The sequence below is a fragment of the Pseudomonas sp. LBUM1673 genome, assembly GCF_059695645.1.
On sequence record NZ_CP166780.1, the window covers coordinates 6648344 to 6674381 of the forward strand.

The 26038-nt window shown below is 58.8% G+C and carries 21 protein-coding genes; 11 read left to right on the forward strand and 10 right to left on the reverse strand.

Annotation, left to right across the window (positions count from 1 at the left end; genetic code table 11):
* Positions 1 to 12 precede the first annotated feature (12 nt).
* The 3 genes from ACA044_RS30425 to ACA044_RS30435 form a co-directional block, all read right to left on the reverse strand.
* On the reverse strand, positions 13 to 2046 hold the full coding sequence (locus ACA044_RS30425) for an ABC transporter permease subunit (protein WP_497447334.1): 2034 nt from the start codon (positions 2044 to 2046) through the stop codon (positions 13 to 15).
* Between the two features lie 480 nt (positions 2047 to 2526).
* Positions 2527 to 3525 (reverse strand): phosphate ABC transporter substrate-binding protein PstS, encoded by a 999-nt coding sequence (locus ACA044_RS30430; protein WP_497444527.1) that lies wholly within the window; start codon positions 3523 to 3525, stop codon positions 2527 to 2529.
* 241 nt (positions 3526 to 3766) lie between these two features.
* A complete protein-coding gene (locus ACA044_RS30435) occupies positions 3767 to 5065 on the reverse strand; it encodes an MFS transporter (RefSeq protein ID WP_497444528.1) in 1299 nt (432 codons plus the stop codon).
* Positions 5066 to 5574: 509 nt separating this feature from the next.
* On the opposite strand from ACA044_RS30435, the gene ACA044_RS30440 reads away from it, so the two are divergent.
* The gene (locus tag ACA044_RS30440) at positions 5575 to 5979 is read left to right on the forward strand and encodes an acyl-CoA thioesterase (protein WP_007896491.1); all 405 of its coding nucleotides are present in this window, start codon (positions 5575 to 5577) and stop codon (positions 5977 to 5979) included.
* An 83-nt stretch (positions 5980 to 6062) separates the two neighbouring features.
* Positions 6063 to 6962: a D-hexose-6-phosphate mutarotase gene (locus ACA044_RS30445; protein ID WP_497444529.1), complete on the forward strand. Its 900-nt coding sequence runs from the start codon at positions 6063 to 6065 to the stop codon at positions 6960 to 6962.
* A gap of 134 nt (positions 6963 to 7096) precedes the next feature.
* Here the strand turns inward: ACA044_RS30445 and ACA044_RS30450 are convergent, their stop codons facing one another.
* The 5 genes from ACA044_RS30450 to ACA044_RS30470 form a co-directional block, all read right to left on the reverse strand.
* Positions 7097 to 7633 carry a DUF3299 domain-containing protein gene (locus ACA044_RS30450; RefSeq protein ID WP_497444530.1) on the reverse strand — a complete coding sequence of 179 codons (537 nt, stop codon included), beginning with the start codon at positions 7631 to 7633 and terminating at the stop codon, positions 7097 to 7099.
* A gap of 84 nt (positions 7634 to 7717) precedes the next feature.
* Complete coding sequence (locus ACA044_RS30455) at positions 7718 to 7969, reverse strand: GlsB/YeaQ/YmgE family stress response membrane protein (protein ID WP_497444531.1); 252 nt, start codon at positions 7967 to 7969, stop codon at positions 7718 to 7720.
* A 105-nt stretch (positions 7970 to 8074) separates the two neighbouring features.
* Positions 8075 to 9157, reverse strand: coding sequence for a 5-(carboxyamino)imidazole ribonucleotide synthase (locus ACA044_RS30460; RefSeq protein ID WP_123357146.1), 1083 nt, complete (start codon positions 9155 to 9157; stop codon positions 8075 to 8077).
* 11 nt (positions 9158 to 9168) lie between these two features.
* A complete protein-coding gene (gene purE, locus ACA044_RS30465) occupies positions 9169 to 9660 on the reverse strand; it encodes a 5-(carboxyamino)imidazole ribonucleotide mutase (RefSeq protein WP_497444532.1) in 492 nt (163 codons plus the stop codon).
* A 328-nt stretch (positions 9661 to 9988) separates the two neighbouring features.
* A complete protein-coding gene (locus ACA044_RS30470; protein WP_497444533.1) occupies positions 9989 to 10906 on the reverse strand; it encodes a LysR substrate-binding domain-containing protein in 918 nt (305 codons plus the stop codon).
* A 180-nt stretch (positions 10907 to 11086) separates the two neighbouring features.
* On the opposite strand from ACA044_RS30470, the gene aspA reads away from it, so the two are divergent.
* Positions 11087 to 12511 carry an aspartate ammonia-lyase gene (aspA, locus tag ACA044_RS30475; RefSeq protein ID WP_497444534.1) on the forward strand — a complete coding sequence of 475 codons (1425 nt, stop codon included), beginning with the start codon at positions 11087 to 11089 and terminating at the stop codon, positions 12509 to 12511.
* A gap of 88 nt (positions 12512 to 12599) precedes the next feature.
* On the opposite strand, the gene ACA044_RS30480 is transcribed toward aspA, so the two are convergent.
* Entirely contained in the window at positions 12600 to 12743 is a 144-nt protein-coding gene (locus ACA044_RS30480; RefSeq protein ID WP_497444535.1) for a hypothetical protein, read from the reverse strand.
* Between the two features lie 250 nt (positions 12744 to 12993).
* On the opposite strand from ACA044_RS30480, the gene ACA044_RS30485 reads away from it, so the two are divergent.
* The 5 genes from ACA044_RS30485 (at position 12994) to ACA044_RS30505 (ending at position 22477) form a co-directional block, all read left to right on the forward strand.
* A complete protein-coding gene (locus ACA044_RS30485; RefSeq protein WP_497444536.1) occupies positions 12994 to 14442 on the forward strand; it encodes an alanine/glycine:cation symporter family protein in 1449 nt (482 codons plus the stop codon).
* Between the two features lie 181 nt (positions 14443 to 14623).
* The gene (locus tag ACA044_RS30490; RefSeq protein ID WP_497444537.1) at positions 14624 to 15628 is read left to right on the forward strand and encodes an asparaginase; all 1005 of its coding nucleotides are present in this window, start codon (positions 14624 to 14626) and stop codon (positions 15626 to 15628) included.
* Positions 15629 to 15880: 252 nt separating this feature from the next.
* Positions 15881 to 16591, forward strand: coding sequence for a histone deacetylase family protein (locus tag ACA044_RS30495; protein ID WP_497444538.1), 711 nt, complete (start codon positions 15881 to 15883; stop codon positions 16589 to 16591).
* 12 nt (positions 16592 to 16603) lie between these two features.
* A complete protein-coding gene (locus ACA044_RS30500; RefSeq protein ID WP_497444539.1) occupies positions 16604 to 17719 on the forward strand; it encodes a polyamine ABC transporter substrate-binding protein in 1116 nt (371 codons plus the stop codon).
* Between the two features lie 150 nt (positions 17720 to 17869).
* On the forward strand, positions 17870 to 22477 hold the full coding sequence (locus ACA044_RS30505; protein WP_497444540.1) for a dermonecrotic toxin domain-containing protein: 4608 nt from the start codon (positions 17870 to 17872) through the stop codon (positions 22475 to 22477).
* Positions 22478 to 22521: 44 nt separating this feature from the next.
* Here the strand turns inward: ACA044_RS30505 and pdxR are convergent, their stop codons facing one another.
* A complete protein-coding gene (pdxR, locus tag ACA044_RS30510) occupies positions 22522 to 24069 on the reverse strand; it encodes a MocR-like pyridoxine biosynthesis transcription factor PdxR (RefSeq protein ID WP_497444541.1) in 1548 nt (515 codons plus the stop codon).
* 90 nt (positions 24070 to 24159) lie between these two features.
* On the opposite strand from pdxR, the gene ACA044_RS30515 reads away from it, so the two are divergent.
* The 3 genes from ACA044_RS30515 to ACA044_RS30525 are packed head-to-tail and all read left to right on the forward strand — an operon-like array spanning position 24160 to position 25928.
* Entirely contained in the window at positions 24160 to 24783 is a 624-nt protein-coding gene (locus ACA044_RS30515) for an FMN-binding negative transcriptional regulator (RefSeq protein WP_497444542.1), read from the forward strand.
* 9 nt (positions 24784 to 24792) lie between these two features.
* Complete coding sequence (locus ACA044_RS30520) at positions 24793 to 25239, forward strand: GNAT family N-acetyltransferase (RefSeq protein ID WP_497444543.1); 447 nt, start codon at positions 24793 to 24795, stop codon at positions 25237 to 25239.
* Positions 25240 to 25256: 17 nt separating this feature from the next.
* Complete coding sequence (locus tag ACA044_RS30525; RefSeq protein ID WP_497444544.1) at positions 25257 to 25928, forward strand: GNAT family N-acetyltransferase; 672 nt, start codon at positions 25257 to 25259, stop codon at positions 25926 to 25928.
* Positions 25929 to 26038: the final 110 nt, after the last annotated feature.

Here is a 26038-nt window from a genome sequence, read left to right on the forward strand (position 1 = left end):
CTTCTACCTTTCTTAAAGCGACGAGTATTTCTTGCGCAGACGCTGACGAATCAGTTCCGCGAGGGTGTTCATGACGAAGGTGAACAACAGCAACACCAGCGCCGAGAGGAACAGCACGCGGTAGTGACTGCCGCCGACTTCCGATTCGGGCATTTCCACCGCGACGTTGGCAGCCAGGGTGCGCAGGCCTTCGAACAGGTTCATTTCCATGACCGGGGTGTTACCGGTGGCCATCAGTACGATCATGGTTTCACCGACCGCACGACCCATGCCGATCATCAGCGCCGAGAAAATGCCCGGGCTGGCAGTGAGGATCACCACACGCGTCATGGTCTGCCACGGCGTGGCACCGAGGGCCAGAGAGCCCAGGGTCAGGCCGCGAGGCACGCTGAACACGGCGTCTTCGGCGATGGAGTAGATGTTCGGAATAACCGCGAAGCCCATGGCCAGGCCGACCACCAGAGCGTTGCGCTGGTCGTAGGTAATCCCCAGGTCGTGGGAGATCCACATGCGCATGTCGCCGCCGAAGAACCAGGTTTCCATGTACGGGCTCATGTACAGCGACAGCCAGCCCACAAACAGAATCACCGGAATCAGGATCGCGCTTTCCCAACCGTCCGGCACTTTCAGGCGGATGGATTCAGGCAGGCGACTGAAGACGAATCCCGCCACCAGAATGCCGATCGGCAGGAGCATCAGCAGGCTGAAGATGCCCGGCAAATGCCCTTCCACATACGGCGCCAGGAACAGGCCGGCGAAGAAACCGAGGATGACCGTCGGCATCGCTTCCATCAGCTCGATCACCGGTTTGACCTTGCGGCGCATGCCCGGAGCCATGAAGTACGCGGTATAGATCGCTGCGGCGACGGCCAGCGGCGCGGCCAGCAGCATCGCGTAAAACGCAGCTTTCAGAGTACCGAAGGTCAGCGGCGAGAGGCTCAGCTTGGGTTCGAAGTCGGTGTTGGCGGCGGTCGATTGCCAGACGTACTTAGGCTCGTCGTAGTTCTCGTACCAGACTTTGCTCCACAACGCGCTCCACGAGACTTCCGGGTGCGGGTTGTCGAGCAGCAGCGGTTGCAGTTTGCCGCCCTGCTCCACAATCACGCGGTTGGCCCGTGGCGACAGGCCGAACAGGCCTTGGCCGTCGACCACCTGGTCCACCAGCAAAGTACGGTGAGCGGTGCTGTGGAACACGCCGAGCTTGCCGGACGCGTCGAGGGCAACGAAGCCTTTGCGGCGTTCTTCGGCGGTGATTTCAACGATCGGCGCAGTGCCCATCTGGAAGGTACGAATCTGCTTCAGACGCAGCTCGCCATCCGGGTCGCGGGCCATGAACCACTGGGCGAGACCACCCTTGGAGTTGCCGACGATCAGCGAGATGCCGCCCAGCAATTGAGTGCTGGCGGTCACTTCGGCATTGCCGTCTTCAAGCAGCTTGTAGCGACCGTTGAGGCTCTTGTCGCGCAGGCTGAAAACATCGGCCTGAGCGCGGCCGTTGACCACGTACAGCCACTGTTGACGCGGGTCGACGAAGATATTCTTCACCGGCTCAGTCATTTGCGGCAGGTCGATGCGCTTCTGCTCGTTGGTGACTTCGCCGGTCATCATGTTTTCTTCGCTGGTCAGCGACATGACATGCAGCTGCGCACCGGTGGAACCGGCCAGCAACAGGGTCGAATCGGTAGCGTTGAGGCTGACGTGCTCCAGAGCACCGCCCGCCTCGTTCAGCGCGATGGGTGTTTCGCCGTATGGATATTCAACGGCCGGCGAGATGGTTTTCTTGCCGTCCGGGTAACTGACTTTATACGTGTGACGGAACACCAGGGCCTGACCGTTGGACAAACCCACCGCCACCAATGGATGGCCGGGTTGATCTTCACCGATGGAGGTCACGCTGGTGCCGGCCGGAATCGGCAGGTCGACGCGGCGCAGCTCGGCGCCACTGTCGATATCAAAGAACAGTGCCTGGCCCTTGTCGGAAACCCGCATGGCGACCTGGTTCTGCTCTTCGAGGGAGATCATCAGCGGCTTGCCAGCGTCTTGCATCCAGGCGGGCGTGATGGCGTCTTTGGCGGTCAGGTCGGCACCCTGGAACAGGGGCGCGACGACGTAACCGAGGAAGAAGAAGATCAGGGTGATCGCGCCAAGAACGGCGAGGCCGCCGACAAGGACGTACCAGCGGGTCAGGCGATCTTTCAGCGCACGAATGCGGCGCTTGCGTTGCAGCTCAGGCGTATTGAAGTCAATTCGCTTGGGGGGATTTGTAGTCATGGTGGAGTTGGCCAGATCATTCATGCGCACACCCTAGCGATTCTGTATGACAGAAAGATGACAATGCAGTGACGCAACAAATCCGCCGCCTGTGGGAACTGGCAGCGGAGCAAAAATTCGAGGTGTGTGGGAGCGGGCTTGCTCGCGAAAGCGCTGACCGGTTTACGATTGCTGCGCAATCGAACGGGGGCAAACCCCCTCGCCACACAAGCCCGCTCCCACACTGGAATCCGGGACTACCCCGGATTCAGGGTTTTACTTTTTTACGACGTTGGCGCCTTCTTGCAGACCCAGGTCAGCCAGTGCTTTTGCAGCAACCTTGGCTGGCAGAGGGATGTAGCCGTCTTTCACAACCACTTCCTGACCCTGTTTGGACAGGATCAGTTTCACGAACTCGGCTTCCAGCGGGGCCAGAGGCTTGTTCGGGGCCTTGTTGACGTAAACGTAGAGGAAACGCGACAGCGGATACTTGCCGTTCAAGGCGTTTTCTTCAGTGTCTTCAACGAACTCGGTGCTGCCTTTCTTGGCCAGGGCCACAGTTTTCACGCTGGCGGTCTTGTAGCCGATGCCCGAATAACCGACGCCGTTCAGCGAGGAGCTGATCGACTGCACGACCGAAGCCGAGCCTGGTTGTTCGTTGACGTTTGGCTTGTAGTCGCCTTTGCACAGGGCTTCTTCTTTGAAGTAGCCATAAGTGCCGGATACCGAGTTACGACCGAACAGTTGCACTGGCTTGTTGGCCAGGTCGCCGGTCACACCCAGGTCGCCCCAGGTTTTCACGTCGGCTTTGGCTCCGCACAGACGCGTCGAGGAGAAGATCGCGTCGACCTGTTCCATGGTCAGGTGCTGGATCGGGTTGTCCTTGTGCACGAACACCGCCAAGGCATCCACGGCAACCGGGATAGCGGTTGGCTTGTAGCCGTACTTGGTTTCGAAGGCTTGCAGCTCGTTGTCCTTCATCTTGCGGCTCATCGGGCCCAGGTTAGCGGTGCCTTCAGTCAGCGCGGGTGGCGCGGTAGAAGAACCGGCAGCCTGAATCTGGATGTTTACGTTCGGATATTCTTTCTTGTAGTTCTCAGCCCACAGGGTCATGAGGTTGGCCAGGGTATCGGAGCCGACGCTGGACAGGTTGCCCGACACACCAGTGGTCTTGGTGTAGCTCGGGATAGCAGGGTCAACAGCGGCAACCGCATTGGCAGTCGCAACGCCAGCAGCGACAAAAGTCATTGCCGCCATCAAACGCTTCAGTTTCATGCCTTACTCCTAGCAGATAGGTGTGTTAAGTCGGGGCCAAGTATCAGCAGGCCGTGTGAACACTCTATGGCTGAAATATGACAATTGGATGAAAGGCCAGTATTTGGTTTTTACAAGATGATTCGCGTCGCCTTCATCGCGAGCAGGCTCGCTCCCACAGGGGATCTGCGGTGAACACAGAACCAATGTGGGAGCGAGCCTGCTCGCGATGGGGCCAGTGCAGTCGATACAATGAGTCAGCTTAACGCCCTTTCTTCCAGAGATACGCCCCCACCAGAATCCCGACGCCGCAAATAATCGCTACATAATAGGCAGGCCCCATCGGGCTTTCCTTCAGCAACAGCGTCACCACCATCGGCGTCAGGCCACCGAAAATCGCATAAGCCAGGTTGTAGGAGAACGACAGGCCGCTGAAACGCACCACGGCCGGGAAGGCTTTGACCATCACGTACGGCACCGCACCGATGGTACCGACCAGCAGACCGGTCAGGGCGTACATCGGGAACAGCCAGTCAGGGTGATTGAACAGGCTGTGATAGAAGGTCCACGACGTCAGCAGCAGCAAACCGCTACCGAACACGAACACCCGACCGGCGCCGAAGCGGTCCGCCAATGCACCGGAGGCCACACAGCCCAGGCTCAGGAACACGATGGCCAGGCTGTTGGCCTGCAACGCGGTAGTCGGCGGGAAGTGGTAAACGGTCTGCAGCACGGTCGGGGTCATGAGGATGACCACGATGATGCCGGCGGACAGCAACCAGGTCAGCAGCATGGAGATCAGAATCGCACCGCGATGGTCGCGTAACACGGCGCGCAGCGGCACTTCCTCGGCCAGGGCCTTGCGCAATTGCAGTTCGGCGAACACCGGGGTTTCGTGGAGCCAACGGCGCAGGTAGACCGAAAACAGGCCAAACACGCCGCCCAGCAGGAACGGGATTCGCCAGGCGTAATCCGACACTTCCACCGGCGTGTAAATACTGTTGATCGCGGTGGCGACCAACGAGCCCAAAAGAATACCGGCGGTCAGACCGCTGGTCAGCGTGCCGCAGGCATAACCGATGTGCCGCTGCGGCACGTGTTCGGAAACGAATACCCAGGCTCCTGGCACTTCACCACCAATCGCCGCGCCCTGGATCACCCGCATCAGCAGCAACAGGATCGGCGCCCACATCCCTATCTGCGCATAAGTCGGCAGCAGGCCCATGATCAGGGTCGGCACTGCCATCATGAAAATGCTCAGGGTAAACATCTTCTTGCGTCCCAGCAGGTCACCGAAGTGCGCCATGACGATGCCGCCCAGCGGGCGCGCCAGGTAGCCGGCGGCGAAGATGCCGAACGTCTGCATCAGGCGCAGCCACTCGGGCATGTCGGCGGGGAAGAACAGTTTGCCGACCACCGTGGCGAAGAACACGAAAATGATGAAGTCGTAAAACTCCAGCGCGCCGCCCAAGGCAGACAGCGATAACGTCTTGTAGTCGTTGCGGGTCAGCGGACGTGCGGGTTGGGTTGGCTGCGCGATGCTCGAGGGCGCTGTGGTCATGGCAAGGGCTTCTCTTATAGTCGGATCTGCAACCTCAGCAACGCTGGCGGAGGCTTGGGCAGGCTCGGCACGATAGCAAATTGTTCGAAAAAGCACATAGAGGCGCGTATTTGACGGTCGAAATGAGAACCGGACGGTCGTCTCGGAGTCTACCGATCGATATACTCGCAACATTGCAACGGCTTGTAAGGGGTTGCTGTGCGAAACCGTCGTTGGCACCCGGCAGCCGATTTCGCAGAGTTTCCCTTTAGGCGCCTTACGAAAAACGTGACGAACGTAGTATGTTCGGGGCTGAATCGTTTTTCCAAGGCTCCAGTGCGCAAAGTCGCCGAGCGAAGGTCAGGCAAGGAAAAAACAGGCGAGGACGCGTAGTTTACTGCTGTAAATGAGCGTCCGGGCCTGTTTTTAACGCAGCATGACCGAGCGCAGGCACTTTGCGCGCGGAGCCGCAAGACGGCTATTCAACCTGAAGTACCAATGAAGAGTCACGGGTCAGAGGCCCCCCCGGCATGATAGAGCTCGAACAAGAAGATCCGATCCCGCAAGGCGACCTGGCCCTGCAAATCACCGCGCTTCCGCGCGAAACCAACGGCTTTGGCGATATTTTCGGCGGCTGGCTGGTCGCGCAGATGGACTTGGCAGGCACCGCAATGGCCAGCAAGGTTGCCGGTGGTCGCGTAGCCACCGTTGCGATCGATCGCATGGCGTTCCTGGTGCCGGTAGCGGTGGGCGCTCAGCTCTCCTTCTATACCCAGGCCCTGGAAATCGGCCGCAGCTCGATTCAGATGATGGTCGAAGTCTGGAGCGACGATCCACTGTCCAGCGAATGGCGTAAAGTGACCGAAGCAGTCTTCGTGTTCGTCGCCATCGACGGCAGTGGCCGCACTCGTTCGGTTCCGCCTAGAGCTCGTTAAACCAGAGCTCGAAAAAGGGTGCGTTAAACCCGGCGACCGTTTTGCGGTCCATTGCAGTCCTGTTCCTGATCGAGAGTTGCCCCATGAGCACGCCCAACGTTGAAGCCGTGAAACTGGATGAACTGAACTGCTGGCGCATCCGTCACGGTCAGGCTGAATTGCTGGTGGCCCAGCAAGGTGCGCACATCCTCAGTTATCAAGTGGACGGTCAGCCGCCGCTGATCTGGCTCAACGACAAAGCTGTGTTCAAGACCGGCAAGAGCATCCGCGCCGGTGTGCCGGTCTGCTGGCCGTGGTTCGGCAACCTGTCGCGCAACCCGCAGAGTGTCCAGGCCATGCGCATCAGCCAGGAACCGCCAACCGCTCACGGGCTGGTACGGGCGATGGACTGGGAACTGGGCAGTATCGAAGCCGAAGGCGAAAGCCTGAAGGTGGAATTCGTCCTGCCCTACCCCGAAGGCGGCCTGCCGGGATGGCCCCATCGGGTGGACTTGAAACTGAGCATTCGTCTGGATGAGCAGTTGCATATCAGCCTGACGAGCGAGAACAAGGGCGCCGAACACGTCACGATCAGCCAGGCACTGCACAGCTATTTCGCCGTCAGCGATGTACGCAACGTGCACGTTGAAGGGCTGGATGGCTTGAGCTATATCGAAACCCTGGACGACTGGAAAACCGTAACCCAGACCGGTGATTTGCGTTTTACCGGCGAGACCGACCGCATCTATCTGAATACCCCGCCGAAGCTGAGCATCGTAGACCCGCACTGGGAGCGACGCATCGAACTGACCAGCAGCGGTTCGCGCTCGGCGGTGATCTGGAACCCCTGGATTGACCGCGCCGCGGCGTTCAGCGACATGGCCGACGATGGCTGGCAGCGCATGCTATGCATTGAAACGGCTAATGTGATGGATGATGTGGTGAGCCTGGCACCAGGGGCGAGTCACACCCTGGGCGTGAGCATCGCCAGCAAATCCCTTTAACACCACAAAACGAATGTGTGTGCGGGCTTGCTCGCGAAAGCGGTGTGTCAGGCAACATTAATGTCGACTGATACGCCACCTTCGCGAGCAAGCCCACTCCCACATTTTGATCTGTGCCAGGCTGACTGGCGTTTTTACAAATCCGACTCTTTGACCACCCGCACTTGCGCTGCATCCAGCGCATACGCCGCATCCGCCAGATCGTTGTTGACCTTCTCGATCTTCAGCGTGCCGGTCACCCACAGCGGTGTATAGATGTCATCCAGCTTCAGGCCTTTGGGATAACGCACCAACACCAATTGGTTAGGCGGTGGCGGTGGCACGTGGATGCAAGCGCCCGGGTACGGCACGAGAAAGAACAACGTACTGCGACCCTTGGCGTCGGATTCCAGCGGTACCGGATAACCGCCGATGCGGATGTGCTTGTCATTCATCGACGGCACGGTTTTGGTCGAATACATCACCGCCGGCAAGCCCTTGCTCTGCTTCATGCCACCCTTTTGGGTAAAGGTGCCATTGGCTTCCGGGGAGTTGTGATCGATTTCGGGCATGGCCTCGAGGGCTTTCTGGTCCGACTTGGGCATCAGTTCGAGCCAGTCGGTTTCCGGCAGTTCGCCGGCATGGGCCAATCCACTGCCCAGGATAAGAAGAGTCAACAGAAGACGGCGCATGGAAATGCTCGGCAAAGGAAAGGACGATGTAACGCCGAGCATTCTAGCCCTCTCCGGCGATGGCGCAGAGAGGGCTTTGTCGCTTCAGTTAGTTCTTTTTTTGATCAGGCCGTAGATCACCAGCAACACCACCGCGCCCACCAGCGCACCGATGAAACCTGCGCCTTCGCCAGCGCGGTAGATGCCCAGAGCCTGGCCGCCGTAAGTAGCCGCCAGCGAACCGCCGATACCGAGCAGGATGGTCATGATCCAGCCCATGCTGTCATCGCCCGGTTTCAGAAACCGAGCCAGCAGGCCGACGATCAAGCCGATAAAGATGGTTCCGATAATTCCCATGGCATTCCCCTCTGATTGAATGGCTATGCGAAAGCCTAGTCAGGCCTTGGCATCCTGCCATCAGAGAACGGCGGACACTGAAGGTTCCGCCGCCACCACATGAAACTATTCGGCAATCAGCGCTTCGACCTTGAGGATCTGCGCAGCCAACGTCTCACGGTCCGCACAGCGCAGATTGGCGTGACCGACTTTGCGGCCGACCTTGAAGGCCTTACCGTAGTGGTGCAGGTGGCAGTCGGCAATCGCGATCACTTTCTCTACTGGCGGCACGACTCCGATGAAGTTGAGCATCGCGCTCTCACCGACCTTGGCGGTCGAACCCAGCGGCAGACCGGCGACGGCCCGCAGGTGGTTTTCGAACTGGCTGCACTCGGCACCTTCAGTGGTCCAATGCCCGGAGTTATGCACGCGCGGGGCGATTTCGTTGGCCTTCAGGCCGCCGTCGACTTCGAAGAACTCGAACGCCATCACGCCAACGTATTCCAGTTGCTTGAGCACCCGGCTGGAGTAGTCTTCGGCCAACGCTTGCAACGGATGGTCGGTGCTGGCCACGGACAGTTTGAGAATGCCGCTGTCGTGGGTGTTGTGAACCAGCGGATAGAACTTCGTTTCGCCATCGCGAGCGCGCACCGCGATCAGCGAGACTTCGCCGGTGAACGGCACAAAGCCTTCCAGCAAGCAGGCGACGCTGCCCAGTTCGGCGAAGGTACCGACCACATCTTCCGGCTTGCGCAGGACTTTCTGGCCCTTGCCGTCGTAACCCAGGGTGCGGGTTTTCAGCACGGCAGGCAGGCCGATGGAAGCCACGGCGGCGTCCAGGTCAGCTTGCGACTGGATATCAGCGAACGCGGGAGTCGGAATCCCCAGGTCCTTGAACATGCTCTTTTCGAACCAGCGATCGCGGGCGATGCGCAGGGCTTCGGCGCTCGGGTACACCGGAACGAATTGCGACAGGAAGGCCACGGTTTCGGCCGGGACGCTTTCGAATTCGAAGGTCACCAGATCGACTTCATCAGCCAGTTGACGCAGGTGATCCTGATCGCCGTAATCGGCCCGCAGGTGTTCGCCCAACGCGGCTGCGCAAGCATCCGGCGCCGGGTCCAGGAAAGCGAAGTTCATGCCCAGCGGAGTACCCGCCAGCGCCAACATGCGACCCAACTGGCCGCCACCGATTACACCGATCTTCATCGTCAACAACCTCAGGCGATGCGTGGGTCTGGATTGTCCAGGACGCTGTCTGTCTGCTCTGCGCGGAATTTTTTCAACACGGTATGAAATTGCGGATGCTTGGCGCCCAGGATGCTCGCCGAGAGCAGGGCTGCGTTGATCGCGCCGGCCTTGCCGATGGCCAGGGTGGCGACCGGAATGCCCGCGGGCATTTGCACAATAGAGAGCAGCGAATCGACACCCGAGAGCATCGACGACTGCACCGGCACGCCCAGCACCGGCAAGTGGGTCTTGGCCGCACACATGCCAGGCAAATGGGCCGCTCCACCGGCACCGGCGATGATCACCTCGACGCCACGCGCCTCAGCCTCTTCGGCGTACTGGAACAGCAGGTCCGGGGTGCGGTGGGCAGAGACCACTTTCACCTCGTAAGGGATGCCGAGCTTTTCCAGCATATCGGCGGTGTGGCTAAGGGTGGACCAATCGGACTTGGAGCCCATGATCACGCCAACCAGTGCACTCATCGTCGTGCCTCTTCTCTCTGGGCGCCCGCAGGCGCGTCAAAAAACAACAAGCCACGCAAAATGCGTGGCTTGATTGTACGAATTATGGCCAGTAAAGCCGGCCGAAGGCCGCGCAGTATACCTTAAAGAAGCAGATAAACAGCCCCCGATACGACCATCTGTCATACGGTGTAAAGCAGCGGTTTTATTGACCTCAAGGTCAATCCAATACACCACAAATCTACTGTGGGAGCGGGCTTGCTCGCGAAGGCGGTCTGTCAGTCACATCAATGCTGGAAGTACCGCCGCCTTCGCGAGCAAGTCCGCTCCCACATGATCTTCAGCGGTCTCAAGATCCGGTCGTGCCTTGGGCTGCGCTGCCTTCCAGTTTGCGCCAAAGCAACCGTACATTCGCCTTGCGCACCAAGGCGCAACGGTACAAGCGAATTTCCAGCGGCACATGCCATTGCGGACCGCCGCAGACCACCAACTCGCCGCGAGCCAGTTCGGCGCGCACGCTCAGATGCGGCACCCAGGCAATCCCCAGACCTTCCAGCGCCATGCTTTTCAGGCTGTCGGCCATGGCGGTCTCATAAATAGTGGTGAATCGCAGGGCTCGCTGGCGCAACAGCATGTTTACCGAACGCCCGAGAAACGCACCCGCGCTGTAGGCCAACAGCGGCACACTGGTTTCGCCTTCCAGATCGAACAATGGTTTGCCGTCAGCGTCCGCGGCGCAGACCGGGAGCATTTCGGTGTCCCCCAGATGCAGTGACGGGAAAATCTCCGGGTCCATTTGCATCGCTGCGTCCGGATCATAGAACGCCAGCATCAGATCGCAGCCGCCTTCGCGCAGCGCATGCACCGCATCGCCGACGTTGGTGGCCACCAGTCGCGTGGCGATGTTCAGCCCTTCGTTGCGCAGTTGCGCGATCCAGCGCGGGAAGAAACCCAGCGCCAGGGAGTGAGCGGCGGCGACCTGCATCACCTCGCCCTGCCCGCCTTCCAGGTGATGAAGGTGGCGCAGCACTTCACCCAACTGTTCGACCACGGTCCGCGCGGTGACAAGAAAGAGCTGCCCCGCCGCCGTCAGCTCGACCGGCGTGCGGGCGCGATTGACCAGGGTCAGCCCCAGCGCGGCTTCGAGGCTGCGGATCCGCCGGCTGAATGCAGGCTGGGTCACGAAGCGTCTTTCAGCCGCCTGGGAGAAGCTGCGGGTGGCCGCCAGAGCACTGAAGTCCTCGAGCCATTTGCTTTCCAGATTCATCACGCCCTCCCGGACACGCACCAATTTAGGTCACACGCTCGCCGCACACGCGGCGTCACATGGGCATTATGCCGAATGTGCATAGGCTAGTGTTTAACAGCATTGGCTCTAAATTCTTCACAAGCCTAGCATTTACCGTGTTCCGGCACAGACCGGGTCCATATCGAGATGATTTCTATCATGTCTTCCGCTGCATCTTTCCGCACAGAAAAAGACCTGCTTGGCGTACTCGAAGTACCTGCTCAAGCGTATTACGGCATCCAGACCCTGCGAGCGGTGAACAATTTCCGTCTCTCCGGCGTTCCGATTTCGCATTACCCGAAACTGGTTGTTGGTCTGGCGATGGTCAAACAGGCCGCCGCTGACGCCAACCGCGAGCTGGGTCACCTGAGCGAAGCCAAGCACGCTGCCATCAGCGAAGCCTGTGCCCGATTGATCCGCGGCGATTTCCACGAAGAGTTCGTGGTGGACATGATTCAAGGCGGCGCTGGCACTTCGACCAACATGAATGCCAACGAAGTCATCGCCAACATCGCGCTGGAGGCCATGGGCCACAGCAAGGGCGAATACCAGTACCTGCACCCGAACAACGACGTGAACATGGCGCAGTCGACCAACGACGCCTACCCGACCGCAATCCGTCTGGGTCTGCTGCTGGGCCACGATGCGCTGCTGGCCAGCCTCGACAGCCTGATCCAGTCGTTCGCCGCTAAAGGCGAAGAATTCAGCCACGTTCTGAAGATGGGTCGTACCCAGCTGCAAGATGCCGTGCCGATGACCCTGGGCCAGGAATTCCGCGCCTTCGCCACTACCCTGAGCGAAGACCTGGCGCGTCTGAAAACCTTGGCGCCTGAATTGCTGACCGAAGTGAACCTGGGCGGCACCGCGATCGGTACCGGCATCAACGCCGACCCGCGTTACCAGGCCCTGGCTGTTCAGCGTCTGGCCCTGATCAGCGGTCAACCGCTGGTTCCAGCCGCCGACCTGATCGAAGCGACTTCTGACATGGGCGCCTTCGTGCTGTTCTCCGGCATGCTCAAGCGCACCGCGGTCAAGCTGTCGAAGATCTGCAACGACCTGCGCCTGCTGTCCAGCGGCCCACGCACCGGCATCAACGAAATCAACCTGCCAGCGCGTCAGCCAGGCAGCTCGATCATGCCCGGCAAGGTCAACCCGGTTATCCCGGAAGCCGTGAACCAGGTTGCTTTCCAGATCATCGGCAACGACCTGGCCCTGACCATCGCGGCCGAAGGCGGCCAGCTGCAACTGAACGTGATGGAGCCGCTGATCGCCTTCAAGATCTTCGACTCGATCCGCCTGCTGCAACGCGCCATGGACATGCTGCGCGAGCACTGCATCGTCGGCATCACCGCCAACGAAGAGCGCTGCCGTGAACTGGTCGAGCATTCGATCGGCCTGGTCACCGCGCTGAACCCGTACATCGGCTATGAAAACGCCACCCGCATTGCCCGTGTCGCCCTTGAAAGCGGCCGCGGTGTGCTGGAACTGGTGCGCGAAGAAGGCTTGCTCGACGAAGCAATGCTCGCCGACATCCTGCGCCCGGAAAACATGATCGCTCCGCGTCTGGTGCCTCTGAAGGCTTAACCAAACGCTGGCTCTTTTGAAGAGCACCGCTCACCAGGTCGAGGGACTAGACACCTCTCACCTTTTGAGGGCTTGGGGATTTGTTCCCTCAAGCCCTTTTTTTTAAATCTTTGCGGATTTCCGAACATGGAGTGTTTTCAGTGCCGCCAAGATCGCAGCCTTCGGCAGCTTCTACAGGGTTTGACACCCCTGTAGAAGCTGCCGAAGGCTGCGATTTTTGATTTGCAGCCATCTCGTTTTCGTCGCTTGCACCACAATCGTGCAGACGGAAGGCACTCTCCTATGTATAGTGCCGGCCCTCTTCGCTTGAGCGGTCGTCGGTAACGAGACCCAAACCCATGCGAAACCCGAACTAATAAAACCCGCGATATGGAACAGGGACGAACCTTCAGCCCACCTGCTGTGCCACGCGCAAGAGGGTGAAATGCGATGTGTCGGACCACCCAGTATTCGCACACACAAAAAATAGCGAGGAATAAGCCATGCTCGAAGTCATCAACGACTTCCTCTCAGGGAAAGTACTGATCGTGCTCATTGTCGGGCTCGGTAGCTACTTCACGATCCGCTCGCGTTTCGTTCAGTTCCGTCATTTCTTCCACATGTTCGCGGTGTTCCGTGACAGCCTGCGCAGCAGCGCCGGTCAACTCAGCTCGTTTCAGGCCCTGATGCTCAGCCTTGCCGGCCGTGTCGGTGCGGGCAACATCGCGGGTGTCGGCATCGCCGTGACCCTCGGGGGCCCCGGTGCAGTGTTCTGGATGTGGGTGACCGCGCTGGTCGGCATGTCCAGCAGCTTCTTCGAATGCTCCCTCGGCCAGCTCTACAAGCGCTGCGACTCCGAAGGCCAGTACCGTGGCGGCCCGTCCTACTACATCCAGCACGGCCTGCAGAAACGCTGGCTGGGCATGATCATGGCCGTATTGCTGCTGGTGACCTTCGGCTTCGCCTTCAACGGTCTGCAATCCCACGCCGTGACCCATTCGCTCAATAGCGCCTTCGGCCTGAACACCACCTACACCGGGCTGGGCCTGGCGGCGCTGTTGGGTCTGGTATTCATCGGTGGCATCAAGCGTATCGCCAAGGTCGCTGACCTGCTGGTTCCGGTGAAGACCCTGGCCTACATCGGTGTAACCATCTACGTGATCGTGCTGCAATTCGAGCACGTGCCGGGCATGCTGATGACCATCGTCAAAAGCGCCTTCGGTCTGGATCAAGCTTTCGGTGGCCTGATCGGCAGCGCCATTGTCATGGGCGTGAAACGTGGCGTATTCGCCAACGAAGCCGGTTTGGGCAGTGCGCCGAACGTCGCCGCTGTGGCGCAGGTCGAGCACCCGGTCGCACAAGGTGTGGTGCAAGCGTTCAGCGTGTTCCTCGATACCTTCTTGATCTGCACCTGCACCGCGTTGCTGATCCTGCTGTCGGGCTTCTACACTCCGGGTTTCGAAGGTGACGGCATTGCCCTGACCCAGAACTCCCTGGCTGCGGTAGTCGGTGAATGGGGCCGGATGTTTATCAGCGTCGCACTGGCGTTGTTCGTGTTCACCTCGATTCTCTACAACTACTACCTGGGCGAAAACAGCCTGCGCTTCCTGCTCGGCGAAAACCGCAAGGCGCTGATGGGCTATCGCGCGCTGGTACTGGTACTGATCTTCTGGGGCGCGATCGAGAACCTCGGCACGGTGTTCGCTTTCGCTGACATCACCATGACCCTGCTGGCTTTCGTGAACCTGATCGCGCTGTTCCTGCTGTTCAAGGTCGCCATGCGCATCCTGCGTGACTACGATGACCAGCGTGCTGCCGGCATCAAGACTCCGGTGTTCGATTCGAGCAAATTCCCGGACCTGGACCTGGACCTGAAAGCCTGGCCGGCCAATCCGCCAGCCGTTCCTCAGGCACAGGCTCAACCGGAAGGCGTGACCGCAGCGCAACGCTGATCGGTAAAAAACCGGGCGCACCCCCTGCGCCCGGCGTGACACAGCGTTCGGTCAGCGTCATGCTTGGCCTGACGCTGTGGCAGCCCAATGAAGCTGCCGTTTTGGTTCGAGTCCGCAAGACCGCATCGCTCCCTTCGCGAGCAAGCCCGCCCCCACAAGTCATCGTTTTCGGAGAATGACCATGAATTCCTCGACTTTTCCTGCTGCCCAGCACGTCATGGTGCTCTACACCGGTGGCACCATCGGTATGCAAGCCAGTACCCACGGCCTGGCTCCGGCGTCCGGGTTCGAAGCACGAATGCGCGACTACCTGCACAGCCAACCCGATCTGGTAGTGCCGCAGTGGCGCTTTCGCGAGATGTCGCCGCTGATCGACAGCGCCAACATGACGCCCGCGTACTGGCAGCAACTGCGTGAAGCGGTGGTCGACGCCGTTGATGTTCAAGGCTGCGACAGTGTGTTGATCCTGCATGGCACCGACACTCTGGCCTACAGCGCCGCGGCCATGAGCTTTCAATTGCTCGGCCTGCACGCCCGCGTATGTTTCACCGGCTCCATGCTGCCGGCCGGCGTGACCGACAGCGATGCCTGGGAAAACCTCAGCGGTGCATTGGCTGCCCTTGGCCAGGGCCTGGCGCCGGGTGTCCACCTGTACTTCCACGGCGAGATGCTGGCGCCGACCCGTTGCGCGAAGGTTCGCAGTTTCGGTCGTCATCCGTTCAAGCGGCTGGAGCGCCAAGGCGGCGGTGTGAAGGCGACTTCCGTGCCGGCGCAGCTGAACTACAACCAGCCCAAACAACTGGCGGAAGTCGCGGTACTGCCGCTGTTCCCAGGCATCGGCGCCGAGCAGCTGGATGGCCTGCTGAACAGTGGGATTCAGGGCCTGGTGCTGGAGTGCTACGGCAGCGGCACCGGGCCGAGCGACAATCCTGAGTTTCTCGCCAGCCTTGCGCGGGCGCGGGACAACGGTGTTGTGGTGGTCGCGGTCACGCAATGCCATGAAGGCGGTGTGCAGCTCGACGTGTACGAGGCCGGTAGCCGCTTGCGCGACGCCGGTGTGTTGTCCGGTGGCGGCATGACCCGCGAGGCGGCGCTCGGCAAGTTGCATGCGCTGCTGGGGGCAGGCCTTGAAACCGCTGAAGTTCGGCAGCTTGTAGAACTCGACCTGTGCGGCGAACTTATCTGATCCAACACCAAAACCTGTAGGAGCGAGGCTTGCCCGCGAAGCTTTTGGCGCACTTGAGGACGCCTTCGCGGGCAAGCCTCGCTCCTACAGGGGTCGGATGCGTCATTCGAGGGCATCGGTGCGCCATCAAGGGGCGAATTCCGGTCAAATCTTTTGGCCATATCAATCCCTTTTTGGCCTTTCCTGCCGTTCTCCCAAACGCCACCCGCCGCAAGACTGTGTTCAATCGAATCAGCCTGCGGAGAACAAGAAATGCTGATGATCTACTCGGACGATCATCACCTGCACCACGGCCGTTGTGAATTGATGGACGGGCAACTGATGCCCTGCTTCGAAATGCCTTCCCGTGCCGACCATGTTCTGCAGCGCGTGCAGTATCGAGACCTGGGCCGTCCACCAGGACACCATGCCGCCAGTGACTTGATGGGCGGTTATTGCTACCTCAACAACGCCGCCATCGCCGCTCAGGCATTCCTTGATCAGGGCCATAAAAAGGTCGCGATCCTCGACGTCGATTACCACCACGGCAATGGCACCCAATCAATTTTTTACGAGCGCAACGACGTACTGTTCGCCTCGATCCACGGCCATCCGGAAGTCGAGTTTCCGTTCTTCCTCGGCTACGAAGACGAACGCGGTGAAGGCGCAGGCGAAAGGTTCAACTTCAACTACCCTTTGCCCGCCGGTTCTGGCCGGGACAGCTGGAGCGCAGCGCTGGAACAAGCCTGCAAAGAGATCGAAAAGTACGGTGCCGACATCGTCGTCGTTTCCCTGGGCGTCGATACGTTCAAGGACGACCCGATCTCCCAATTCAAACTCGACAGCCCGGATTACCTGGCGATGGGCGCGCGCATCGCGGGCCTCGGCAAGCCCACGCTGTTCGTGATGGAAGGCGGTTACGCGGTAGAAGAAATCGGCATCAACACCGTGAACGTTCTCGAAGGTTTTGAAAGCGCCCAATGAGGAATTGGAACAATGAACAGACTCAAGCGTTTTATCGCGCCAGCGCTCTTCTCCACAGTGCTATGCGCCACGGTACTCAGTGGCGCCGTTCACGCTGAAGAACGTACTTTGCGGGTGTACAACTGGTTCGACTACATCACCCCCAAAGCGCTGGAAGACTTCAAGGCCCAGAACACCCAGACCAAACTGGTCTATGACATTTTCGACACCAACGAAGCGCTGGAAGCCAAGCTATTGACCGGCAACTCCGGCTACGACGTGGTGGTGCCGTCCAACGTATTCCTCGCCAAGCAGATCGAAGCCGGGGTGTTCCAGCCGCTGGACCGCAGCAAATTGCCGAACTGGAACCACCTCGATCCCAAGCTGATGAAGCTGATCGAAGCCAACGATCCGGGCAACAAATTCGCCGTCCCGTACATGTACGGGACCATTCTGATTGGCTTCAACCCGGACAAGATCAAGGCGGCTTTGGGCGACAACGCACCGGTGGACAGCTGGGACCTGATTTTCAAAGAAGAGAACATCAGCAAGCTCAAACAGTGCGGCGTGGCCCTGCTCGACTCGCCGTCGGAGATCTTGCCGCTGGCCCTGCAACACCTCGGCCTGGACCCCAACAGCAAGAAGCCGGCGGACTACGCCAAGGCTGAAGCGCTGCTGATGAAGATCCGTCCGTATATCACCTACTTCCATTCGTCCAAGTACATGGCCGACATCGCCAATGGCGATATCTGCGTGGCGGTCGGTTACTCCGGCAGCTTCTCCCAGGCCGCCAACCGCGCCAGGGAAGCCAAGAATGGCGTGATCGTCGACATGCGCCTGCCCAAAGAAGGCGCGCCGATCTGGTTCGACATGCTCGCGATCCCGAAAGGGACGAAAAATCCGCAAGACGCCTACACCTTCATCAATTACCTGCTGCAACCCCAGGTCATCGCACCGGTCAGCGACTTCGTCGACTACCCGAACCCGAACAAGGACGCCACGGAAATGGTCGACCCGGCGATTCGCAACAATCCGAACCTGTACCCGTCCGAAACGGCAATGAGTACGCTCTACACCCTGCAGCCATTACCTCGCGATGCCGAACGGGCGCGGACCCGGGCGTGGACAAGGATCAAATCCGGCCAATGAATGTGGCATAAACCTGACCTCGCAACGCCACCCCGGCGTTGCGAGGCGCCTATATATAGTTACCACCCTGCCTGTCTTGCTTGTCCCTAGCATGGAAAAGCCTAAGCGTTCAGCTCCGGCGATTGCCATATCACAAGACAGGAACATCCTATGACGCAATCCTCTTCAACCACGACTTCGTCGCCTGATGCCGACCCTGGAGCCGCTCTGGTCAACCAGATGAGCGTCGGCCCCTCCTTCCCCGAGGTTGCCGCAGTGCTACTGCGAGAAGCCCTCAAAGAGGTGTATCCGACACTAAACATTGACCCGCACATCGCCATGGTCGGCGATCCGGATTGGGAAATGGTCGATGGCGAAATCTTAGCCCTCCCTACTCGCTATAAGGCGCTCAGCGATATGCTGGCCGAGCTGGCGATCCAGAAAGATTCGACGCTGCTGATAGAAGGTTTGCATTTTCTGACCCAACAACCGATCACAACACCTGCAATGCATTTGCCCGTGCGTATCGACCGGGTCGGGCGTCTGCTCAATGAACTTGTGCCGGCCATGCTACCGGCCTTTCAAGAGCAACAGCTGACGTTCTGGAATGAATCCAACGACACATCGGGCCCGCGCTGGCATGAACTCTCCAGTACGTTGCGCAAGGTCTGGAATGTCGAACAGAGCGAAGACTGGAGCTCGACTGAATGCAACATGGCCAGACAGTTGTTCGCTAACCCAGACCTGGAAGATCGCAAAGCCAAGGACATCTACAAGACTCATGCCTATCTGCTCGATATCGATGAAGTCGATGGCGACGAAGTGAGACATCTGAACGAAACGTCCCTGGTGGTGCTGATCGGCGAAATCGAGAGCAAGGAAGTCATCCTTACGTATTCAATACTCAACGGCTACGAAAAATTCGACTCGCAAGAAGCGTTGGGAGAGTCCCTGGCAGCTCACCTGGACACCTCGGTAGAACGCAAGAAAATCCAATGGCGGTTGTATGAACCCGCTGGCAATATTTTCGATCACCAGGCCTGTGCGTTGATTGCCATGCAGATCCAGGCCATCGGATCCATTGATCTTTCAGGCAACTCGACATCCGGCAATACAGACCACCCATTGAGCAAGCCTCCCGGCACCGAGGGGCCAGTGGTTAAAAAAAGCCCCGGCCAGGGGTGGTTTCAAAAACAAATGCCCGACTGGTTGCGCGCAGCGTCAGAGTCCGATCAGACGCTGTTCGCTCGACACATGAAGAATCTGTCGGCTCTGAGCAGTACGCAAGCCGGCAAAACCTACCTGGACGATATTCCATCCATCACCGACTATGCGTTGAGCGCTCTGAAAAAGCAGATGCAAACAGAACACGCCGACGCCTCGACTCTCGATTTGAAGAAAGTCCAGATTGAGGTCAAGAGCCTGGTTGTCTGGGGAACTTTTATCGTTCCCGGCAAAGTCGAGACCACCACGTTCAGCCTCGTGGATCTTGCACTGCAAAATCTGATTGCCCTGCCCCTCGGGAACAAGACAATCAAATACCAGAACGGCAAACCGGTGCCCAAGTGGATGACTGTCGATTACATCGAAAAGCTCATTACCACCGTAGACATCGGCCGCACTTACCCCGCATTGGTCAAAAGCAAACTTCTCGACGACTCATCGGAATCAACCCGCCGCGAAAAGTTGTATACCAGCCAGTTACGCATTCAGTTACCGCTGCTCACGTTGGAGCGCAAGATTCGCGGACAGGCCAACATAGACGAACGGGGTTACCGTTATGTCGCCGCGCTGATGGAACCCGAGGAAACGGATCGCAAGGTAGACGGGCACACCATCGTCATGCGCAAACTGGTCTTCGTACCCGATTTCGGACTGAGCACCTCAGAGGATGTCGTGGCCAACATGTTCTTGATCGGCCCGCAAGAACCGGATGCCGGTCCTTGTCTGCTTTATCGACCGCTGCTCGACCCACCGATTTCCCAATATCCGTCGCTCAGCAACTTGCTATATGCGATCCGGAAATCGGCGCCTCTGCGCCAATCGGTACTGGCATGGCTGCCCGACGGGGTGCGCGAGGATTACAGCCGATACACTTTTCCTGGCCCCTTGCCCTCGCCCTGGGCCGTCGTGAAATATGTGGCAAACCCCATACTGTCATATATGAAAAGCGGTCCCGTCCAACTGGGCCAAGAAACCCTCAAGGGCGATTTCCTGGCCGTGTTGTTCAAAGCCAATACCGATGCTCTGGTTGAACTCGCCAACCGTCAGTCGGTATCTGACAGCGAAAACCGCTGGGAGACCTTCAAACGGGCTGGCTGGCAGATTTTCAGTTTGACGCTGCCGTATCTGGGAAACACCGCAGGGGTTGCGACCTGGCTCTGGCAGATCATGGATGATCTGGAAAAAGTGACCAACGACAGCGATATAACCGACAGTCAGACCAAATGGGAAGCATTCGTTGACTTGCTGCTGAACATGGCAATGGCGGTTACCACTCATGCCATCAACCGCGCCAGGGATACCGGCAGTCGCCGTCGAACAGACGCGCCTGAGGTGGTACCAGACGTGGAAAACCTGCCGAAACCAACACTCGTCACCGAAAAGCTCGCCCCTCTCAAGACCGGAGAGCTGCCACCCGATCACCATGAGCCCATCCATACCAACGGTGCCTTGACAAGTAACCAGAGAAATCGTCAGAGCGCCCTGAAAGCCTTCAGCACGAACAAGCCCACAGACCTTGGGCAGCCCGAGGCCGACGGCATGCGCAAGGGCCTCTATAAGCATGCAGAAGAATGGTATGCCGAAGTGACGAACACATGGTTCAAAGTCACGGTGGAAGGCGATGAAGTGCTCATTGTCGATGCGAAAGATTCTACGCGCACGGGCCCTCTGTTGATGAGTAACACTCAAGGCCAGTGGAACATCGACACCCGCCTGCGCTTACGCGGAAGCGGATCAAAAGGTGCCCGGCAAAACGTCAAGGCCGACGCAAGACGCCGCAGCATTGAACTGCTCGACGAACTGAACCGGTTTGAAGCGAAGAAACCGCAGCAACAGGCCGCGCTGAAAATAGCCTACGACGACGTGACCAATGCCCCAGGCTCCTCCAGGGAGGCTAAGCGCGATGTTTATATAAAAGCTCTGAGCATGGAGCGAACAAGCTACGAAGCAGCGTTGAAAATACTGATCGAATGGCCCGTCTTCGAGTCGATGCCCGACTACGCACGAAGCAGGCTCGGCTACCTCAACGCGCAAATAAATTTCACCTTCGCAGAGATCGATGCACTGCTCGAACGGTTTAGCCCGGCCGTGAAAAAAGCCACGGACATGATCGACTCTAAGGTCGATGTACTGGAGCAACAGCACATTGATGATGCCCAAAGCATGATCACGGTCGGTGACGACATGATTGAGCGTCTGGACTATATGGAAACACGCTTTGGCGCGCTCAAGACGCTGGGTCGGGAAGGTTTCGAACTCATCAGGCAACACCGTAAAGCACTGCCCGTCTACAAGATCGACGATCTTCGACTCATCCAGTTAGAAATGTATCGCTATCTCTGTCTGTCACTGGACAGCGTCAAAACCGTACCCGAAGGCTGGGCAACCCTCGAACAAATTGTGGATAACGTTACGGTCTCGTTTCAAAGCCTGCGCGACGCTATTGATGAACGAAGCGTGATACGCCTGGACGAACAGATCAGCGCGCTGGGAAGCCTGACCGAACAGTTCACGGCCATCGAAGAGCATCTGAAGCACTTTGGTGAAGAGTACAAGGATAGCGCCCGCCCGGAACAAATCACCCGACTGAATCGGCAGATCGGCGGCATCAAAAAACGTGCCTTGCGTCATCTGGCGCATGCCCTTGACAAGAGATATTTTCAGAGAAACGCAGGCAACCCTTACGAACCACGTCCAGGACCCAGGAAAAAATTCATAAGGACACGTCATTGGGGCATCGTCAGCGGCGAGCCTCGCTTATCGAAAACCGGGAAAGAGACCGACTGGGTAGATGTCAAGAATCCGTTCTCGAAAAAGGTCATCGTCACGTTCCACCACAAGGGAGCAGGCGAGTGGGTAGCCCACGAAAGGCATGGCTCTCACCCAGCTGTCACCCCTGCGCTGGCAAGCAGTATCACCAAGGGCAATGCTTTAATCGACGGCTTGGCTGCGTTCAAGACGAAGGTCGAAGAACAGGTAAAACAGCCAGACCGAACGTCGACCGGTATCGGGCTGATCATGCATGAACATGCAACGAGGCTGGAACTCGTCAGCCGAGCGATCAAGACGCGACTGGATGCGGAAAATGTTTCTGAAGAGGAAAAGCGTTCGGCCGAATCCTTGCGTACAACGCTCGACAAGGAGTCCAAAGAGCTTCATACGTTGGCCATCAAAACCGTGCTGAGTGTAATCAAACAAAGCCCCCCCACCATGGATAACGTTAAATGGCTTAAAGACAGGGGTGAAATTTCCATCGAGAAACAAAAAAACAGGTCTCAAATCGACGGCCCACGACGCGATTATCTCGACAGGTATCAGATCAAGGATTTAACAGAGGGGCAGACGCTCTGGTTCGCCGACTTCCATTACTCGACCAAGTGGGCACCTGTTCATGCGTACCTCTCTGCCCGCTTGAAAACGCCAGAACAAATCAAGCAAGGAACAGCCGTCGATACCACCGAGGGGTTGAACCAGCGTCAACTGATCAGTCGCTACCGTAGTGAAATTGCCGTAGATCAGGCCAAGGAGCTGTTCTTCCCAAAACAGCCGTCATAAATGCGCAGACCAGGGTATCCCGTCATGCCCTGGTCTTCGAGCCGTCACATTGTCCAGGCCCTTGTCAGACTTGCCAGCGCGATGCGGATCGCCGCTGGCGGGACGGCCGCGAACCCCAGAACCAGCCCCGCACGCATTTGCGACGGCTCCGTGGCGGGCAACCAATAGCCGCTCAATCCATTGACCTCGACACCTACGCTGGCAGCCTGTGCCACCAGATCACGCTCGCGTTCGACGCTGTCCACCGCAACGGTGACATGCAGCCCGGCCACGACGACCGGCATGGCGCCGATGCCCGGAATATTCTTCGGCCACCCTGCAAGCAGCGCATCACGCCGAGCCAATGCGGCCCGGCGCATGCGGCGGATATGCCGCTGAAAGTGCCCTGCCGCCATGAACTCGGCCATCACTGCTTGGGTGCTCACCTCAGAATGTCGAACATCGACCGCACGGCGCTGAGAAAACGCGTCTACCAGTGCCGGAGGCAACACCAGATACCCCAAACGGAGCGCCGGAAAGGCGACCTTTCCGAAAGTCCCGACATACAGCACCCGCCCCTGCCGATCGAGTGCAGCCAATGGTGCCAGCGGCGCGCCGCTGTAACGGTATTCGCCATCGTAGTCATCCTCGACGATCCACCCTTGGGTGCGTTCGGCCCAGGCCAACAATTCAAGACGTCGCGCCAGACTCATGACCACCCCGGTCGGGTACTGATGCGACGGCGTGACATAAGCCAATCGACAATCGCTGAGCGCCGCCAATTCGGTGCAATCAATGCCCTCACTGTCCACCGCTATCCCGTGCAATCGCGCGCCGGCTACAGCGAACGCATGACCCGCCGCTCGATACCCCGGATTCTCAATGCCCACCCCATCGCCAGGCTCCACCAGCAACTGTGCACAAAGGCTAATCCCCTGCTGCGCACCACTGGTGATCACTATTTGCTCAGCCGAGCACTGCAAGCCCCGCGAACTGCGCAAGTACGCGGCAATCATGCCGCGCAACCGCGCATCGCCCGCCGGATCGCCGTAACACAGCTGCTGTAAATCCGGTTTACGCCAGAATGCCGCATTCAGCTTGGCCCAGACCGCGAAAGGAAACAGATCGAACGCTGGAACGCCAACCCGAAATGCCCGAGGTGGGCCACTGGGAGGCAAGGCCAAATGGTTCTTTTCAACGCGACCCAAAGCGCCGCTGTGGATAACTTTACTGGATGGAATCACAGGTAAATCCAGCCAATTTGTGGATAAGGCTGTGGGTAAGCCTGTTGAAAACCCTGTGGATACTTTTGTGGATAGTTTTTTCGCCGCAAGCGCGGGTTGAGGCAATTGCGCGACATACGTCCCGTCGCCAATACGCCCCTCGATGAAGCCTTCAGCGTAAAGCTGATCGTAGGCACGAACCACGCTGTTGCGGGAAATCGATAACGCCGCCGCCAGATCGCGACTGGCTGGCAGTCGGGTGCCGCTGGCCAATCGTCCGTCGAGCACTCGCACTCGCAACGCCTGATAGAGCTGACGGCTCAAACCCTGACGGCGGTCGAGTTCGATACCCGCCGGGTTGAACGACGTGGGAAACGGCGTATTCGACATGGGAATGGACCTATGAAATTGGTCATTAATGGCTCTTACAACAGACCAATAGCCTGCCTAGGATGCAGGCATTCGCCAAGGAAAATTTCCATGTACACGCCCAGCACTTTCGCCATCGATGATTTGAATGAACTGCATCAGCAGATACTCGACACTCGTCTCGCTGTCTTGGTCACCCACGGTGAACAGGGCCTGCAAGCCAGTCATCTGCCGCTGCTGCTGAATGTTGACCAAGGCCCGAATGGCACCCTCTACGGCCACCTCGCCCGGGCCAATCCACAATGGCGGGAATTGCAGAACGGCGCCGAGGCGCTGGTGATTTTTGCCGGTGCCGATGCTTACGTCAGCCCGGAGTTTTACCCGAGTAAAGCCGAACACGGCAAAGTCGTGCCGACCTGGAACTACGTCGCCGTGCACGCCTATGGCATGGCCGAAGTGTTCACCGACGCCGATCGCCTGCGCAATCTGGTCAGCGCTCTGACTGATCGTCATGAAGCCGGTCGCACCCATCCATGGAAAGTCGCCGATGCCCCCACCGACTACATTGATGGGATGCTCAAGGCCATCGTCGGTTTTGCCTTGCCGATCCAGCGTCTGGAGGGCAAACGCAAGCTCAGCCAGAACCGCAATGCTGCAGACATCGCCGGTGTGCGCGAGGGGCTGGCCGCCAGCCCTGATGTGCATGACCAGGCCCTCGCCCACTTGATGCGTTAAGGAACCAACATGAGTCAGATCGACATTCGCCAGGTCTCCGCCGACGATTACGCTGCCTGGCTGCCGTTGTGGCAAGCCTACTTGCGCTTCTACAACACCGAATTGCCCGATGCGGTCACTCAAAGCACCTGGCAGCGCCTGCTCGACCCGAGCGAACCGACCCACGGGTCGCTGGCCTGGGCCGATGGCAAAGCGGTGGGCATGGTGCATTTCATCTACCACCGCTCGAACTGGAGCATCGAAAACTCCTGCTACCTGCAAGACTTGCTGGTAACGCCCGAAACCCGCGGCACCGGTGTCGGTCGGCAACTGATCGAATTCGTCTACACCACGGCCAAGGCCGATGGGTGCTGCAAGGTTCATTGGCTGACCCACGAAACCAACGCCACCGCGATCCAGCTCTATGAGCGCATCGCCGAGCGTCCCGGTTTCATCCAGTTTCGCAACGTCCTATAAGGTTCAAGGAGAGCAGTATGTCGACTTCACTCGCGGACTGGAAAGGTGTTCCGCCGCCCTCGGTTCAACTGATCGAAGGGCGTTTCATCCGCCTGGAAAAACTTGACCCAGCACGTCACGCCGACAGTTTGTGGAAAGCCCTGGAAGGCCCGGGCTCGGATCCGAAGCTCTGGGACTATTTGCCTTACGGTCCTTTCCCGGAGCGCAGCGCATTCAACGATTGGCTGAACAACCACGCGGCCAACAGCGACCCGTATTTTTTCACGGTGATTGACCGCGCCAACGGCGACGTACAGGGACTTCTCAGCCTGATGTCGATTGTCCCGTCTCAGGGCCGCATCGAGATTGGCCATGTGACCTTCGGCGCACCGATGCAGCGTTCGCCAAAAAGTACCGAGGCGGTTTATCTGCTGGCCAAGGAATCCTTTGCCTTGGGTTACCGGCGTCTGGAGTGGAAATGCAACAACGACAACGCCCGCTCCAAATACGCGGCGCAGCGGTTGGGGTTCAGTTTTGAAGGGGTATTCCGCCAGCACATGGTGGTCAAGGGTCAGAACCGTGACACAGCGTGGTATTCGATTCTGGATTCGGAGTGGCCGGCGATTGGAGCGGGGGTCGAGCGGTGGCTGTCCGATGAAAACCAGACGGAATCGGGGCAGGTGAAAACGCTGGTTGAGTGTCGCCAGTAATTTTCGGCGTCTGGGAGGACGCCTTCGCGGGCAAGCCTCGCTCCTACAGGGGTTTTGTGTCGATCACCATTTTATGGTCAACCGAAAACCTGTAGGAGCGAGGCTTGCCC